Here is a 15,035-nt window from a genome sequence, read left to right as displayed (position 1 = left end):
AGGAGCCACCGCCATGGCCCGTTCGCCACTGATGCACGCGCTCCGGCAGCTCGCCTTCGAACACGCCGTCGCCCGCCGGCTCGACCTGCCCGTCGCCGAGGTCCGCGGCTCCACGCGCCGCCAACTCCTCGGCCGGGCCGCCGCCCTGGGCCTCGGTACCGCCCTCGCCTCGTCGGCAGGCGCGACTGCCTACGCGGTCGAAGCCATCCCCGACAAGGAGCCTGTCACCCTCGCCCGCGTTGCGATCGTCGGCGCCGGAATCTCTGGGCTGACCGCCGCCCTCACCCTCAAGGACGCCGGGGTGAACTGCACGCTCTACGAGGCCAACCCGAGCCGTGTCGGCGGCCGGATGTGGAGCCAGCGCTCACTGTGGGCGTACGGGCAGACCTCCGAGATCGGCGGCGAGCTGATCGACACCAGCCACAAGAAGATCCTGGAGCTGTGCCGCCGCTTCGACCTGCCCACCGAGGACTTCCTCGGAGGCGGACCCAACGGAGCCGAGGAAGTGCTCTGGTTCAACGGCACCTACTACCCCCGCGTACAGGCCGACGAGGACTTCAAGGCCGTCTACCAGGCGCTGCGCCGTGACCTTCAGGACGCGGGCGAGGTCTCCTGGAACTCGGCCACCCCCGCGGGGACCGCCCTCGACAACATGACCCTGTACCAGTGGATCGAGACCAGGATTCCCGGCGGTCACGGCTCGCAGCTCGGCCGTTTCATCGACGTCGCGTACAACGTCGAGTACGGCGCCGACACCGATCAGCAGTCCGCGCTCGCGCTGGTTCTGCTGATGGGCTACCAGCCCAACCCCGGCAACTTCAACGTCTGGGGCCTGTCCAACGAGCGCTACCACATCACCGGCGGCAACGATCAGCTGCCGAACGCCATCGCCCAGGCCCTGCCCGCCGGCTCGCTCGTGATGGGCCGAGAGCTGACCGCCGTACGCGTCGCCGCCGACGGCACGCAGACCCTGACATTCAACGACGCGGGCGCCACCCGGACCGTCGTCGCCGACCACACCATCCTGTGCCTGCCACTGCCGATCCTCCAGCGGATCGACCTCACCGGGGCCGGCTTCGACCCGCTGATGAAGAACCTGCTGCGCGACGCCCGGATGGGCTACTGCACCAAGCTCAACATGCAGTTCACCAGCCGCCCCTGGCGCGGCACCGGCACCTGGCCGGGGGTCTCCGCGGGGGACTGCTTCACCGACACCGACGTCCAGCAGACCTGGGACACCACCAAGGTCCAACCGGGCAACGCGGGCATCCTGCTCCAGTACGGCGGCGGCAGCCTGGCCGGCTCGCTCACTCCGGCAAGCCCCTTCGCCACCGATTCCGACCCCTACGTACGCGCACTCGCGGGCCGGATGCTCACGGGTATCGACGCCTTCTTCCCCGGCACGAAAGCCGCCTGGACCGGGCGCGCGCAACTCTCGGCCTGGCACCGCTACCCGTACTCCCTCGGCGCGTACTCGTACTGGCCGACCGGCTACCTCCACAAGTACGCCAAGTACGAGGGAACCGCACAGGGCCGCGTCCACATCGGTGGCGAGCACTGCAGCTATGACTTCCAGGGCTTCATGGAAGGCGGTGCCACCGAGGGCGAACGGGCGGCAAGAGAGGTCATCACCGCCCTGACCTGACACAAGCCGTACCGGTCAGGAGACGCAGGCGAAAGGCAAGCCCCAGGTCGGCGGCCTGGGGTTTGTCATGGAGCGGATGCGGGACTCGAGCCCGTCACCAGCCTTTGGACAGCCCATGAACTGCTGTTGTGGCCCTTCAGGCGGGACCACGTAGAGCAAGCTGCGTTGGCTGCGCGGGCCCAGGCTTACGACACGTCGGCCGCACGAGCGGACGTGTGGATACCGCGGGCGTGGCGGAGGAGTGCGGGCAGCTTCCGTGCCACGCGCGTGGCCACTTCGGCGTAGCCGATGCCGAAGGCGAGAGAGGTGAACAGCGCCAGCCAGCCGTAGGACCCGTGGAAGTGGGGGTAGATCTGCCAATGGGTGAGGTAGATGTACAGCGAGCTGCCGGCCAGGATCCCGGCCGCTCGGTTGATCCATCCGCGGCTTGGCAGGCTCGGTGCCCACACCAGCAGTGCGAATCCGGCGATGATGAGAGCCTCCCGGAACGGCTGTAGGCCGGGGAAGAAGCCAGGAACGGTGGCTACCGCCGCCGCCGTCACCAGCCATCGCCGGCGTACGGTGCTCGCCCTCGCCGCGGCCCAGCCCAGCGCGAAGAGCCAGAAGACGGTGACCGCTTCAGGGACGTGGAAGCGGTCCGCCAGGCCGAACACGTCGTAGCGCGTGGTCAGTCCGGCCGCCACGACGGCCATGGGAAGGGCGAAGGGGAAGCGGCGTTCGGCGCGGTCCACGGACCGCAGACCCAGCAGTGCCACCAGGGCGATCAGCAGGTGGACGAGTGCCTCGACGAACCAGAACTGCATGTGGGGTGTGTCCCCGTGCGGCCCCAGGACGCTGTTCAACAGGAAGAGGTTGGCCAGGTCGTAGTCGTCCTTGACGAGCATCACGAGGCCGATCCAGGCCATGCTCGGCAGGGCGACCCGGCCGATGCCGCGCCCCAGGCTCCGGATGCGGTCGCGGCGTTCGGCGGACGGCGTGAGGTGGAAGCGGGCGAGGTTGAACCCGGCGACCGTCAGCAGCAGGTGAGCGCCGCCCTTGATGTAGAAGATGTCGGGGATGTGTGAGCCGACGATGAAGACGATCGCGGCGGCGCGCAGGGCGATACCGGTCTCCAGGCGGCGCCGACGCCCGGCCCGGGGTCCGGGGTTCGAGTCCAGTTTCGCTTGCGCGCCGGGGAGTTCGCGGATCGTCAGGGTGTGCCAGTCGTCCGGCAGGTGGCCGAGTGCCTCCTCCAGGGCGATGGACATCTCGACGTAGGAGAGGGAGTCGCCGCCCAGCGAGACGAAGCTGCTGTCCTCGGTGACCTCACCGCGGTCGAGGATTTCGGCGTACAGACGCAGCAGGTCGGTGAGGTTCGCGGACCGGGCCGCTGTCTCCCCGGGGAGTTGGCCGAGGGCGCGTACGGCCTGGTAGTCGGGCTTTCCGGTGGCCAGGCGGGGCAGTTCGGGCAGGACGTGGACGTGTATCACGCGGGCCGGGAGGCCGCACGCGGCGGTCACGATCCGGCGTACCTCGGCGGGGTCGGTGCCGGTGTCGCCCGCCGTGGCCACGACGAGGGCGTCGTCGGCGCCCGCGCACCAGGCGCTGAAGCCGTGCCGTGCGAGCAGGGACTCGGTCTGCTGGGGGTCGATCCGCAGGCCGAGGATTTTGGCGAAACTGCTGCTGCGGCCCACGATTTCGTACAGCCCGTCCACGGTGCGCCGGGCGATGTCCCCGGTGTGGAGCTCGTCGGTGGTGCGGCCGAGGCGGAGGTCCGAGGGGCGTTCGGCGTAGCCGAGCATGACGTTCGGTCCCGCGTAGAGGAGTTCGCCGGTGTCCTGGCCGGGCCAGTCGGGGTGGGGCTGGAGGTGGAAGGAGCCGCCCGGGACCGGGACTCCGATCGCCCGCGGACGCGTCGCGGCGAGGTCGGGCGGGAGGTAGGCCATGCGCGCGGTGGCCTCGGTCTGCCCGTACATGACATACAGGGCCCAGCCACGCCGCCGGCCCAGCTCCGCGTACGCGGTGACCCTCTCCGGCGCCAGTCGGCCGCCGGCCTGGGTGATGTACCGCAGGTGGGGGAGGTCCATGCCGGTGAAGCCGACTCGGTCGAGCAGGTCGAAGGTGTACGGGACCCCGGCGAGCGCGGTACCGCGGCGATGGCGGAAGAGAGTCCAGAAGCGCTCGTCGGCGACGGAGAGGCCGGTGAGGATCAGGGCGGCGCCGCGCAGCAGGTGGCTGTTGACGACCGACAGGCCGTAGCAGTAGTGCAGGGGCAGGGTGGTGGCGGCGCGGTCGTCCTCGCGGATGCCGAGGTAGTCGGCGATGGATTCGGCGTTGGCCTGGAGGTTGTCGTACGACAGCCGCACCAGTTTCGGCGATCCGGTGGACCCGGAGGTGCTGAGCAGCAGCGCGAGCTCCGGGTGGAGCTTGTGCGCCGAGACGGGGTTGCGTTCGTCGATCACCCACCGGCCGTCGGCGTCCGGCCGGGCCACGACATCCGGATCGTAGGCGGCGGTCAGGGACCGCACGGCCTCCTCGTTGTCACCCGGGACCAGCAGCACCGGGTGCCCGGCCGCGAGGGCGGCGAGGTAGACGACGAGCGCGTCGACGGTGTTGGCGCCTGCGAGCAGGACGAGGCGCCGGTGGTCCGTGCCGAGGCGGCCGACCGTCTCGGCGACCCGTTCGGCGAGTTCACCGTACGACAGATCGCCGTCGGGGCCGAGGACAGCCGGACGATCTCCGTACGAGGCGAGGTGCCGGGCGAACAGCGTCTGCTGGGTGTCCGCTATGCCCGGCAAGGGATGGTGGGGGGTGAGCACAGCGGGAACCTTAGGCGAGCCTTACCTCAATGGAAAGGCACAGAATCATCACGGGCGGCGCGCAGGGCGTGCGTGGCCGGTGCGCGCCAGCGCTTTCGTGGCCGCGGACAAGCCGTTATCACGCCGTTCTTGACGGTGAGGTTAGCTTTACCTTATTCATAGGTTCTGCGGTCTCCGATGGGCCGCTCCGCCGCCCGCTCCCTACGGCCCCGTGACGACGCGATGTCCGGCGACACCACGCAAGCCATATCAGGAAGGCATCACCATGCGACGCCCCACGGCCCGCCGACTCGCCGCCCCGCTCCTCGGTCTGGGCCTGCTGTTGCCCGGCCTCGCGGCCTGCAGCGAGGAGCCCGGTGACATCGTCATCTACTCCGGCCGCAACGAGAAGATCGTCGAGCCGCTCATCGAGAAGATGGAGAAGCAGCTCGGCGCGAAGATCGACGTCCGCTACGGCGACGGCGCCGAACTGTCCGCGCAGATCCTCGAAGAAGGCGACAAGACCAAGGCCGCCCTGTTCTTCTCCCAGGACGCCGGTGCCCTCGGCGCGCTGTCGAAGGAAGGCCGCCTGGCCCCGCTGCCGCAGACCACGCTCGACCAGGTCGACCCCGCCTACCGGAGCAGCGCCGGCAACTGGGTCGGCGTGTCCGGCCGCGTCCGCGTCCTCGCGTACAACCCGGCCAAGGCCCCCACGCCGCCGACCAGCGTCCACGAGCTGGTCAAGCCCGAGTGGAAGGGCAAGATCGGATACGCCCCGAACAACGCCTCCTTCCAGGCCTTCGTCACCGGCATGCGGGTCCTTGAGGGGGACGACGCCACGCGCACCTGGCTCAAGGGCTTCAAGGCGAACGCCCCCAAGGCGTACGAGAAGAACACCGAGATCCTCACCGCCGTGGACGAGGGCCAGGTCTCCGTCGGCCTGATCAACCACTACTACTGGTACGAGAAGGCCGCCGAGGAAGGCGAGGGCAAGCTCAAGGCGAAGCTGCGGTTCCTGCCGAACGGCGACCCGGGCGGCCTGGTCAACGTCGCCGGCGTCGGACTCCTCAAGGGCAAGTCCCCCAAGGAGAGCGGGCTCGCACAGAAGGCCGCCGACTACCTGCTCTCCAAGGACGCGCAGACCTACTTCGCCGAGGAGACGAAGGAGTACCCGCTCGCGGCCGGCGTCGCCCCCGAGAAGGGCTTGCCCGCGCTGGACTCCCTCCAGGCGCCCAAGATCGACCTGGGCAAGCTCGACTCGCTCAGGGAGACCCTGGCCATGCTGCGGGAAACCGGACTCGTCTGACCGTGCCTGCAGTCACCGTCAAGACCACACCGCGCCGGTCCGGCGCGCGCAGACCCCCGTGGGCTCTGGTCGTCCCGGCCGCGGTAGCCGCAGTCTTCGCCGTGCTCCCGCTCGGATACCTCGCCGTCCGGTCGCTTGAGCGCGGTCCCGGATACGCCTGGTCCATCGTCACCACGGAGCAGAGCGGTCTGCTGCTCACCCGCAGCGTCGGCCTCGCCGCTGTCGTCGTGGCGGCCAGCCTGGTCCTCGGGATCTCCTTGGCCTGGCTGACCGCCCGTACCGCACTGCCGTGGGCGCGCGGCTGGTCGGTGCTGGCGACCCTGCCGCTGGCGGTGCCCAGCTACGTCGCCGCCTTCTCCTGGCTGTCGGCCTTCCCCGAACTGGCCGGGTTCACGGGGGCCGCGCTGTCCCTGACGCTGGTGAGCTTCCCGTACGTCTACCTGCCGGTGGCCGCCGCCCTGCGCGGGACGGATCCCGCCCAGGAGGAGGCCGCGCGCTCGCTCGGCCTCGGCCCGGTGCGCACCTTCCGGCGCGTCACCCTCCCGCAGCTGCGCCCGGCCGCCGCGGGCGGCGCGGTGCTGGTCGCGCTGTACGTGTTCTCCGACTTCGGCGCGGTCTCGCTGATGAGCTACGACACCTTCACCCGCGGCATCTACACCTCGTACCGCTCCAGCTTCGACCGCACCCCGGCCGCCGCGCTCAGCGTCGTCCTGGTCCTGCTCACCGTGGCCCTGGTCGCCGCCGAGGCCCGTACGCGCGGCCGCGCCGGCTACGCGCGTACCGGCACCGGCACCGCCCGCCCGGCCGTCCCCGCACCGCTCGGGCGCTGGAGGGTGCCCGCGCTGGGCTGGTGCGGGGTGGTCACGGCCGCCGCCGTCGGCTTCCCGCTCGCCACGCTCGGGTACTGGCTGGCCGTCGGCTCCTCCGCCACCTGGGATCCGGCCGGGCTCGCCGAGACGGCCTGGGCCACCCTGGGCGTCGCCGCCGCGGGCGCCGCGCTCACCACCGTGCTCGCGCTGCCCGTCGGGGTGATCGCCGCCCGCTACCGCGGCCGCACTGCGCATCTGCTCGAGCAGTCCGCGTACGCCGGCCACGCGCTGCCCGGCATCACCGTGGCGCTCTCCCTCGTCTTCTTCGCGGTGCGCTACGCCCGCCCGCTCTACCAGGAACTCCCGCTGCTGGTCTGCGCGTACGCCGTGCTGTTCCTGCCCGTCGCGGTGTCCGCCACCCGCGCCGCCGTCCTCCAGGCCCCGCCCGCGCTGGAGGACGTGGCCCGGTCGCTGGGCCGCAGCCCCTGGCGCGTGCTGCGCGAGATCACGGTGCCCCTGGCCGCCCCCGGAGTCGCGGCGGGAGCCGCGCTGACCTTCGTGGTCTGCATGAAGGAACTCCCCGCCACCCTGCTGCTGCGCCCGACCGGCATGGACACCCTGGCCACCCGGCTGTGGACGGAGACCGGCAGCGGATCCTTCGCGGCCGCGGCTCCGTACGCCGCCGCGCTGATCCTCCTCGCGGCCATCCCCTCCTACCTCCTCGGGAGGCACCGCACATGACCGAACTGCGCATCGAAGGCCTGACCAAGTCCTACGGCGGCGGCGCCGCTGCCCCACCCGTCCTCGACGGCCTCGACCTCACCGTGCCCGCCGGCGCCCTGGCCGCCGTACTCGGTCCCTCCGGCTGCGGCAAGACGACCATGCTCCGCATCATCGCCGGCTTCCTGCGCGCCGACGCGGGCACGGTCACGGTCGGTGGACGCGTGCTGACCGGCCCGGGCGTGTACCTGCCGCCGGAACACCGGCAGATCGGCATCGTCCCCCAGGAGGGCGCGCTCTTCCCCCACTTGAGCGTGGCCCGCAACGTGGCCTTCGGCCTGACCGCCCTCGACCGCACCACCCGTCGCCGCCGTACGGACGAAATGCTGGAGCTGGTCGGGCTCCCGGGCTACGGCGACCGGATGCCCCACGAGCTCTCCGGTGGCCAGCAGCAGCGCATCGCCCTGGCCCGCGCCCTCGCCCCGAGCCCCCAACTCGTTCTACTCGACGAGCCGTTCAACGCCCTCGACAGCACCCTGCGGACCGGGGTGCGGGCCGACGTGCGGGCCGCGCTGCAGGCCACGGGCGCCACCGCGGTCCTGGTCACGCACGACCAGCAGGAAGCCCTTTCCACCGCTGATGTCGTCGCCGTCGTACGCGACGGCCGGGTCGCCCAGTGCGACACCCCGCAGGAGCTCTACCGCCGCCCCGCCAACCCCTGGGTCGCCGCCTTCGTCGGCGACGCCGTCCTGCTCCCGGCCACCGTTGAGTACGGCACGGCGAGTACCGCACTGGGTTCTGTTTCCCTGGCCACCCCCACGGCAGTCCGCCGAACGGGTACGGTCCTTCTCCGCCCCGAGCAGCTCCACCTCAGCGAGACGGCCGCAGCCCGTGGCACGGTGACGAACGTGTGCTTCTACGGCCACGACACCATGGTCACCGTCGCCGTCGACGGCCTGGACACCCCGATCGACGTCCGCGTCGCAGGCCCCCTCAGCGTCCACCCGGGCGAAGACACGGGTATCCGGATCACCGGCGAAGCCATCCTTCATTCATGACCTGGTCGCGCGGTGTCGTCAGCCCGCGGCGTCCTTGCATGGGCAGCACATCGTCTGGGGTGCTGGGACAACCTTAACCTGTACCTCGTCCAGAAGATCTACGATTTCGCCGAGGAGAACAAGCAGTGGCTGCGGATCTTCCAGCTGCCCAGCTGCCCAGCTACGCACCGGAGTTGAACCCGGCGGAAGGCATCTGGTCCCTGCTCGAACGGTCGCCGGCCGACTTCGCCGCCGCCGATCTCCACCACCTCACCCGCGTCATCAAACGCAAGCTGAAGAAGATCCAGTTCCGGCCGCACCTGATCGACGGCTGCCTGCCGCCGACCGGCTTGATCATAGAACCGCCGTGATCGAAGCACCGGACACCGCCAGTTCAACCTGAGTACGTCCACCCCTACGCGCGTGAGGTTGAGGAGGGTACCGAGGGGGCCGAACGGCGCAGGGAGTAGAACGAAACGCCGCTGTCAGTTTGCAGACGTGCTGTTGAGGACTCACGCGCGCAAAGTGATGCAGGGCACGCGCGGCCCGTCGCAGGCTTCAGGATGACCGCGGGGTCTGCACGCGAATCCGCGCCTCCGCACCACTTTGAGCTGCGGAGGCACGCGACTTGGGGCACGCGGAGGGCACGACATCCCCGAAATGGTCCAGGCAACAAAGAAGCCCCCGGCCGCTGGCCTGGGGCTTTTCTTTGGAGCGGGTGACGGGAATCGAACCCGCACTCTGAGCTTGGGAATCACCCTGTACTTCGACTCATGAAGGGCCGCTGACCTGGGGTGATGGCCGCCGGGCGTCTCTTGTGAACAGCTCCGGTGAAGCCTCTGGTGACCGCTGTTTACCGCCTCTACTGGCACGTTGTGGCACGGCCCCTCGTGATGAGCTCGAGGAGACGGGCTCCCTCTTCATGGTGGCGCAGCGCAGCCCGGCTGGACGTCGCAACCACCGGTGTCAGTGGTATCGCCGACGATGGCCTCATCCGGCACCACACCACCCTTTGGACTGAGAGGACTCCTCGTGGCGCAATCCTTCACAGTGCAGTTGGCCTTCGGTAGTCATCGCATCGAGAACGTCACCCTGCAGTGGGGGCTTATGCGGGGCGACGACAGGCGAAGAGACGCTCCCAGTTGGGGCACTGACATCGAAGTCCCAGCTGTGGTTGAGATCCTCGATCTGATTGCTGCTGGAGCAATCACTGCCGAGCAAGCTCGAGACAAGCTGAACCGTCTGACGGTTGCGATCAACGAGCGGATGGATCGTGAGTATGAGGAGATGATCGAACTGATGGAGCAGCCCATGCCTCGTGCAGTGCGCGAGAAGGTTCCCTTCGATGACCGGTGGGTGTATGTCATATCGACCGACGACGCCCCGGAATCAATCAAGATCGGCGTTGCGAGGGACATAGCCCAGCGGGTGAAGTCGTTGCAAGCTGGCTCCGCGGCCACATTGGAACTCCGCTGGACTGCTCGCGGTGGGTTCCCTCTTGAGCGCTACCTGCATGAGCAATTCGACGCCAAGCGTACTCACGGCGAGTGGTTCGACTTCCAGGGTCGCCCCGACCCTGTCCAAGAGATCGATGAGGCTGCTCACGCCTTCCTCCAGCGGTACGCCGATGAAGGGCCCACAAACTCCTAAGGGTTTACCTGCGCCTCACCGATGCACGCGGTGGGGTGTGCCCCGCGGAGGCTCTGCTCACGCCCGCAAACCCTCGCAAACGGATCAACGCCGCAGCAGGAGGTTGCCTCACATGCCCATTCATCGCGCTCTCGCCCGCTCCGCACAGCCACTATGCACCGCGGCTCTCTGCTGAGCGTCTCTCAGTCCCACCAGCCGCCCCTTGTGCGCCGTTCTCGTCGCCTCCAGCGACGAGACCCCCCTGCCAGAGATCGCCGTGCTCGCGGGTATCCCCGATAGTTAGTCCGTCGATTCCTACCTGGCCGAGCTGAAAGACGCTGGCGTGGTCGAGACGGGCGACCACGCGGACCAAGGGCTTGCGCTCACGGCTCATGAAATGCCCGTCGTCCCCTCGCGGCGCAGCCACCCCTGTGTCCCCTGTGTCCGCTGCAGCAAGTGCTCCTGCGAGCACGTGAATGGCATCTGCCGGTCCTGCGACGACATCCGGGTCGACCGGGAGGCTGAGGTCGACATTTCCCGGTGGAAGCGACAACTGGCAGTCGGCGCCACCTACGAGATCGGGCAGAGCGGCAACCGACTGCACCGCTGGGACTGCCCCACCCTCAACTCCGCGGAGAAGGGTCTGCAGAGATTGCAGGGGAACGAGGAACTCGTGGCGTACGGCGCCTACTACTGGTCGCGGCTCCCCGACCTGTACACGGCTGAGGAACTGCGTCTGAAGGGAACGCGGAAGCAGCACTGTGGCGTGTGTGGGCCGGATCCTCTCTAGCCCTCAACTCCCACGTGCCGTGTCCCGACGTCATATCGAAGTCAAAGCTCGAACCCTGGCCGATTCAGATGGCTGCGTGCGGCGACGATGAACTTCTCTGTTGTCGCCGCGAGTCGCCTCTCATGGCCGGGGAGCGCGTGAGGTCCGCCGAGGATGTTGCGATAGGGGCTGAGGTGTCGTTCGCACGACGCGTGCAGGGTCAACGCATCGTGCAGAAGTTGGTTTGCGAGGTCAGCAAGGTGATCCGGACCTTCCAGCCGCACGACAGCGACGGCCTTGGAAAGGTCCGAGACGGGGAGGTTGCTCAATGCTTCCCGCGCCTGCTCCGCCGAGGTCTCGTCCGATGCTAGTGGATCCATGCCCAATCGGCGGACGACCTGATATTGCTCCGCCGCGGAGGCGATCGGGCCGATGTGGGTCGCAAGGTCCTGGGCTTCATGCAGCACCCCGGCGTATGCCTCGCGTTGCGCCGCGCGTCGAACAGAGTCGACAGGCCCCCCATGGGCACCACGGGACTGCGTGCGGCCAGCGGCGTAAGCGGCACCGGCGGCGACCAAGGCGACAGGCGTCGAGATGAGTGCGGCTATCACGGCTGGATCCATGCGGACGATCCTGCCGTACAACAGCGGCGGTCACGACAGTCACCGGCCAGACACAGCAGCGTTGAGCCGGGCTCCGGCGTCTACTCAGAAGCTCCATCGTTCGCGGGCAATACCTCGGTGCGTAAGGAACAGTTCCATGGGGCGAGAGAGAGGGGGTTGGACTTTGAACTCGCTCCCGTAGACGGCTTCTAGGTCATCCCAAGCCTGACTGGCAAGACCCTTCCCTCGTTCAAACGGGTGGATCCAGATCCAGTCCAGCCAACGTTGCCCCTCCACGATGCTCAGTCCAGCGGCGCCGGCCGCGATCGGGAAGGTTGCCTGAACCTTCTTCGCATCGAAGAGGGCGACTTCGACCGTGGGATCAGCGGGATACAAGGCGCTTCGCTTCGCTACGAAGGGCATGAAATCGAATCCGAGCTCTCGTTTGAAGTACTTTCCGAAGGTTTCCGCGACCTTGCGGAGGCGCATGTCGTGCGTGGCGGGTATCAGCACGTGTCCTTGTGGCTTGTCGGCATGGAGTAGCGGGAACAGCTCGATGGCATACCGAGCTCGGCGTCCGTGTGCGCCCGGCCAGAAGTTTTTGTACTCCTCTCGGCGTTCAGCCAGGAGCGCCTTGCGTTCTGTTGGCGACAGGTCGTTGATGGGCATGCGGACATCCTGCTGCAACGACAGGCGGAAGCGACAGACCTTCTTTTCCCCATGAGCGCAGGCTGTACGCCAACCTGGCCCGTGAGATGGAGGCACCGGCTGGTGGAGCTGCCTATCGGCGCGAATCGATGGCCTATGCATTACGAGAGCCTGCAAGATCAGCCGGGATCGTGCCTACGCTGTAGCTCAGAGCTCTAGTCTTGGTGTGTCCGCGATCACGTTCGGTTCGAAGCGTGGTTGCTGGTCATCGTCTGTAGGTCGCTGCTGCCTGCCGTACCGGACTCCTGCAATGTCAGTGCCCTCCTCCATAATCGGGGCACCGTCTTCAACGAAGGACCTCATCTCTGTGACGATCACCCAGCACGAGCTCGAAGCCCGGCTGTGGGACGCCGCGAACGCGCTCCGCGGCCCCGTCGACCCGGCTGACTTCAAGACCTACGTCTTCCCGATGCTGTTCTGGAAGTGGATCAGCGACACCTGGGTCCACGAGCACGACGCGGCATTCGATGAGTACGGCGACGACCTCGACGACGAGATCGAGGCCGACTTCCACCGGTTCGAGCTGCCCCCGGGCACGCTGTGGAGCGAGGTCACCGAGAAGGGCACCAACCTCGGTGCGGAGATCGCAAAGACCTTCCAGCGAATCGAAATGGCCAACCCCCGCTCGCTCGCTGGCGTCTTCGGCGACGCCTCGTGGGGCAACCAGGAGCGCATCCCGGAGTCGGCACTGCTGGGGCTCATCCGAGCGTTCAACAAGATCAGGCTCGATCCGTCGACGGTCTCGCACGACCTGCTCGGCGCGGGCTACGAGTACTTGCTGAAGAACTTCGCCGACGAGTCGGGCAAAAAGGCTGGCGAGTTCTTCACTCCCCGTGAGGTCGTGAACCTGCTCGTCGGGATCCTCCAGCCTGAGCCGGGCGAGTCCGTCTACGACCCGTCCTGCGGCTCCGGCGGGATGCTTGTCGCGACGATCAACCAGCTGCGCGAGTCCGGCAAGGATCACCGCACGCTCAGGGCGTACGGCCAGGAGATCAACCTGACGACGGCCTCGATCGCACGAATGAACCTGTTCCTACACGAGATCGAGGACTTCGACATCAAGCGTGGAGACACTCTCCGCGCTCCTGCGTTCAAGGACCCCAACGGTGCGGTCCGTCAGTTCGACGCCGTGATCGCCAACCCGCCGTTCTCGCTGGTGAATTGGGGAGCGGACCGCTGGTCATCGGATCCGCGAGCCATCTGCGGCGTGCCGCCGGCGCAGAACGGCGACTACGCCTTCGTCCAGCACATGGTCTCGTCGATGAAGCCTGGATCTGGTCGTGTCGGCGTGGTGATGCCCCACGGCGTGCTGTTCCGCGGAGGCGCGGAAGCGAAGATCCGTCGGGGCCTAATCGAGAAGGGCGTTCTGGATGCCGTCGTCGGACTACCGCCCAAGCTGTTCTACTCGACGGAAATCCCGGCATGCCTGTTGATCTTCCGCGACCAGAAGCCTGTCGAACGCAAGGAGCACGTCCTCTTCATCGACGGCTCGGCCCGGTTTGTCAAGGGCAAGAAGCAGAACCGTATGTCCGAGGATGACGTCAAGACTCTCATCGAGGCATACCAGACAAGCCACGACCCAGATGGTGAGGACGGTGCGAATGTCCGGCTGGTGCCGTTCGAGGAAATCGAGCAGAACGACTTCGACCTGAACATCGGCCGCTACATCAAAGTTGCTGCAGAGGAAACTGCCGATCTGGGTGCAGCTTTCGTCGCGTATGCCGATGCTCGCCAACACCGGATGGATACCGAAGCTGTCATGTTCGAGCGACTCGCAGCGGCAGGCGTCGACCTGAGCATGTTCGGGATGTCCAGTGGCTGAGTGGGAGCGGGTCCGGCTCAACGAGGTCATCGCGCTGAACATCGATGCGGTCCCGGCCATGGCGACGACCTCCTATGACATCGTCGGTGTCTTGAACCGCGGTCGGGGCCTGTTGTTCCGGGACCCGATCTCTGGCGATGAGACCTCGTACAAGACGCTGAATCGCATCCGTCCCAATCAGATCGTCTACAGCCGCTTGAAGGCGTTCGAAGGTGCAATCACCGTTACGCCGAACGATCTGGGCGAGGTTTACGCGTCGCAAGAATTTCCGACGTTCACGTGCGGTAAGCGAATGCTACCCGAATACATTCGGCTTCTTACCACCACAAAACGACTCTGGGAGCAACTGCAGGCGTTGTCGACCGGCATGGGCGGCAGGCGTGAACGGGTCAAGCCCGCTAACTTCTTGACGATTGAGATCGCCCTCCCCTCCTTGTCGGAGCAGCGCCGCGTCATTGATGTCATGGCTGCCGTGGACGCGCAGATCGCGACACTGGACGCGGAAGCGGCAACAGTTCGCCACCTCTTGCGGTGTGCGCTGTCTGACCACTTTGAATCAATTCTCGGACGCCAGCTTCCCATTGAGGACCTCTGTTCGCATGTGGTCGGTGGAATTTGGGGCTCGCCCGAGGGCGAGAATGAGGTTGATGTGCTGGCTCTGGGGCCGCGAATCTATGCCCCTACGACAACAGGATTCGTTACTGACGGGTCGCCAATTCGGTCGTTCACACAAAAACAAGTTGAGCGGCGTCTTGTGCAATCTGACGACATTATTCTAGAGCGATCAGGCGGTTCTCCAGAGCAGCCCGTTGGACGGGTAGTCATTGCTCAATCGGGTCTACCGCCGTGCATCCCGACAGACTTTCAGCGACTTTTGCGACCCAGCGTCGAAAAGGTCGAGCCCCGCTATCTATTCTGGCGGCTCCAGCATGACTGGAACGCAGGTCTCACGCGATCCTTCAGTCGGCGAACAACTGGAATCACAAACCTCTCAGTCAAGGACTACATTGCTCGCGCAGTGCCTGTTCCTGACAGAAACGAGCAGCGGGCTATTATTTTCGTTGCGGATGCTATCGCCTTGAGCCTGAATGAGATCACGAACGAGCTTGCTCGCCTCCGCACCATCCGATCCGCGCTCCTGGAATCGCTCCTGAACCAGGAAATCGAGATTCCCGAGTCTTACGACGCTGCATTCGAGGGGGTGTCCTAAC

The 15,035-nt window shown here is 67.1% G+C and carries 11 protein-coding genes and 1 pseudogene; 9 read left to right on the top strand and 3 right to left on the bottom strand.

The features are described 5' to 3' along the window. The first annotated feature begins 13 nt into the window (after window positions 1-13). On the top strand, window positions 14-1,645 hold the full coding sequence (locus tag QMK30_RS09770) for a flavin monoamine oxidase family protein (protein WP_283516829.1): 1,632 nt from the start codon (window positions 14-16) through the stop codon (window positions 1,643-1,645). A gap of 185 nt (window positions 1,646-1,830) precedes the next feature. Here QMK30_RS09770 and QMK30_RS09765 read toward each other — a convergent pair whose 3' ends face one another. Continuing rightward, a complete protein-coding gene (locus QMK30_RS09765; protein ID WP_283516828.1) occupies window positions 1,831-4,443 on the bottom strand; it encodes an AMP-binding protein in 2,613 nt (870 codons plus the stop codon). A 265-nt stretch (window positions 4,444-4,708) separates the two neighbouring features. On the opposite strand from QMK30_RS09765, the gene QMK30_RS09760 reads away from it, so the two are divergent. From QMK30_RS09760 to QMK30_RS09735, 6 genes and pseudogenes are all read left to right on the top strand, one after another. Then, a complete protein-coding gene (locus tag QMK30_RS09760) occupies window positions 4,709-5,728 on the top strand; it encodes an iron ABC transporter substrate-binding protein (protein ID WP_283516827.1) in 1,020 nt (339 codons plus the stop codon). After that, window positions 5,725-7,278 carry an ABC transporter permease gene (locus QMK30_RS09755; RefSeq protein ID WP_502963112.1) on the top strand — a complete coding sequence of 518 codons (1,554 nt, stop codon included), beginning with the start codon at window positions 5,725-5,727 and terminating at the stop codon, window positions 7,276-7,278. The genes QMK30_RS09760 and QMK30_RS09755 overlap by 4 nt, the downstream gene beginning before the upstream one ends. Then, on the top strand, window positions 7,275-8,315 hold the full coding sequence (locus QMK30_RS09750) for an ABC transporter ATP-binding protein (RefSeq protein ID WP_283516825.1): 1,041 nt from the start codon (window positions 7,275-7,277) through the stop codon (window positions 8,313-8,315). Before QMK30_RS09755 ends, QMK30_RS09750 begins: the two co-directional genes overlap by 4 nt. 60 nt (window positions 8,316-8,375) lie before the next feature. Then, window positions 8,376-8,697, top strand: a pseudogene (locus QMK30_RS09745) (transposase); the annotation flags it as partial. A 629-nt stretch (window positions 8,698-9,326) separates the two neighbouring features. After that, window positions 9,327-9,944 carry a GIY-YIG nuclease family protein gene (locus QMK30_RS09740; RefSeq protein WP_283516823.1) on the top strand — a complete coding sequence of 206 codons (618 nt, stop codon included), beginning with the start codon at window positions 9,327-9,329 and terminating at the stop codon, window positions 9,942-9,944. Between the two features lie 451 nt (window positions 9,945-10,395). Then, entirely contained in the window at window positions 10,396-10,713 is a 318-nt protein-coding gene (locus QMK30_RS09735; protein WP_283516821.1) for a hypothetical protein, read from the top strand. Between the two features lie 41 nt (window positions 10,714-10,754). Here QMK30_RS09735 and QMK30_RS09730 read toward each other — a convergent pair whose 3' ends face one another. Next, window positions 10,755-11,315: a hypothetical protein gene (locus tag QMK30_RS09730; RefSeq protein WP_283516820.1), complete on the bottom strand. Its 561-nt coding sequence runs from the start codon at window positions 11,313-11,315 to the stop codon at window positions 10,755-10,757. Window positions 11,316-11,399: 84 nt separating this feature from the next. Further along, complete coding sequence (locus QMK30_RS09725; protein ID WP_283516818.1) at window positions 11,400-11,963, bottom strand: hypothetical protein; 564 nt, start codon at window positions 11,961-11,963, stop codon at window positions 11,400-11,402. Window positions 11,964-12,252: 289 nt separating this feature from the next. Between QMK30_RS09725 and QMK30_RS09720 the strand changes: the two genes are divergently transcribed. Beyond that, window positions 12,253-13,824, top strand: coding sequence for a type I restriction-modification system subunit M (locus QMK30_RS09720; protein ID WP_283516817.1), 1,572 nt, complete (start codon window positions 12,253-12,255; stop codon window positions 13,822-13,824). Then, a complete protein-coding gene (locus tag QMK30_RS09715) occupies window positions 13,817-15,034 on the top strand; it encodes a restriction endonuclease subunit S (RefSeq protein ID WP_283516816.1) in 1,218 nt (405 codons plus the stop codon). The genes QMK30_RS09720 and QMK30_RS09715 overlap by 8 nt, the downstream gene beginning before the upstream one ends. The last annotated feature ends 1 nt before the right edge of the window (window position 15,035 follow it).

Origin of the sequence: Streptomyces sp. H27-C3 (assembly GCF_030063415.1) — a bacterium.
Taxonomy (GTDB): Bacteria; Actinomycetota; Actinomycetes; order Streptomycetales; family Streptomycetaceae; genus Streptomyces.
Note: the sequence above shows the minus strand (reverse complement) of the source record. Positions and strands in the feature narration are given on the sequence as shown.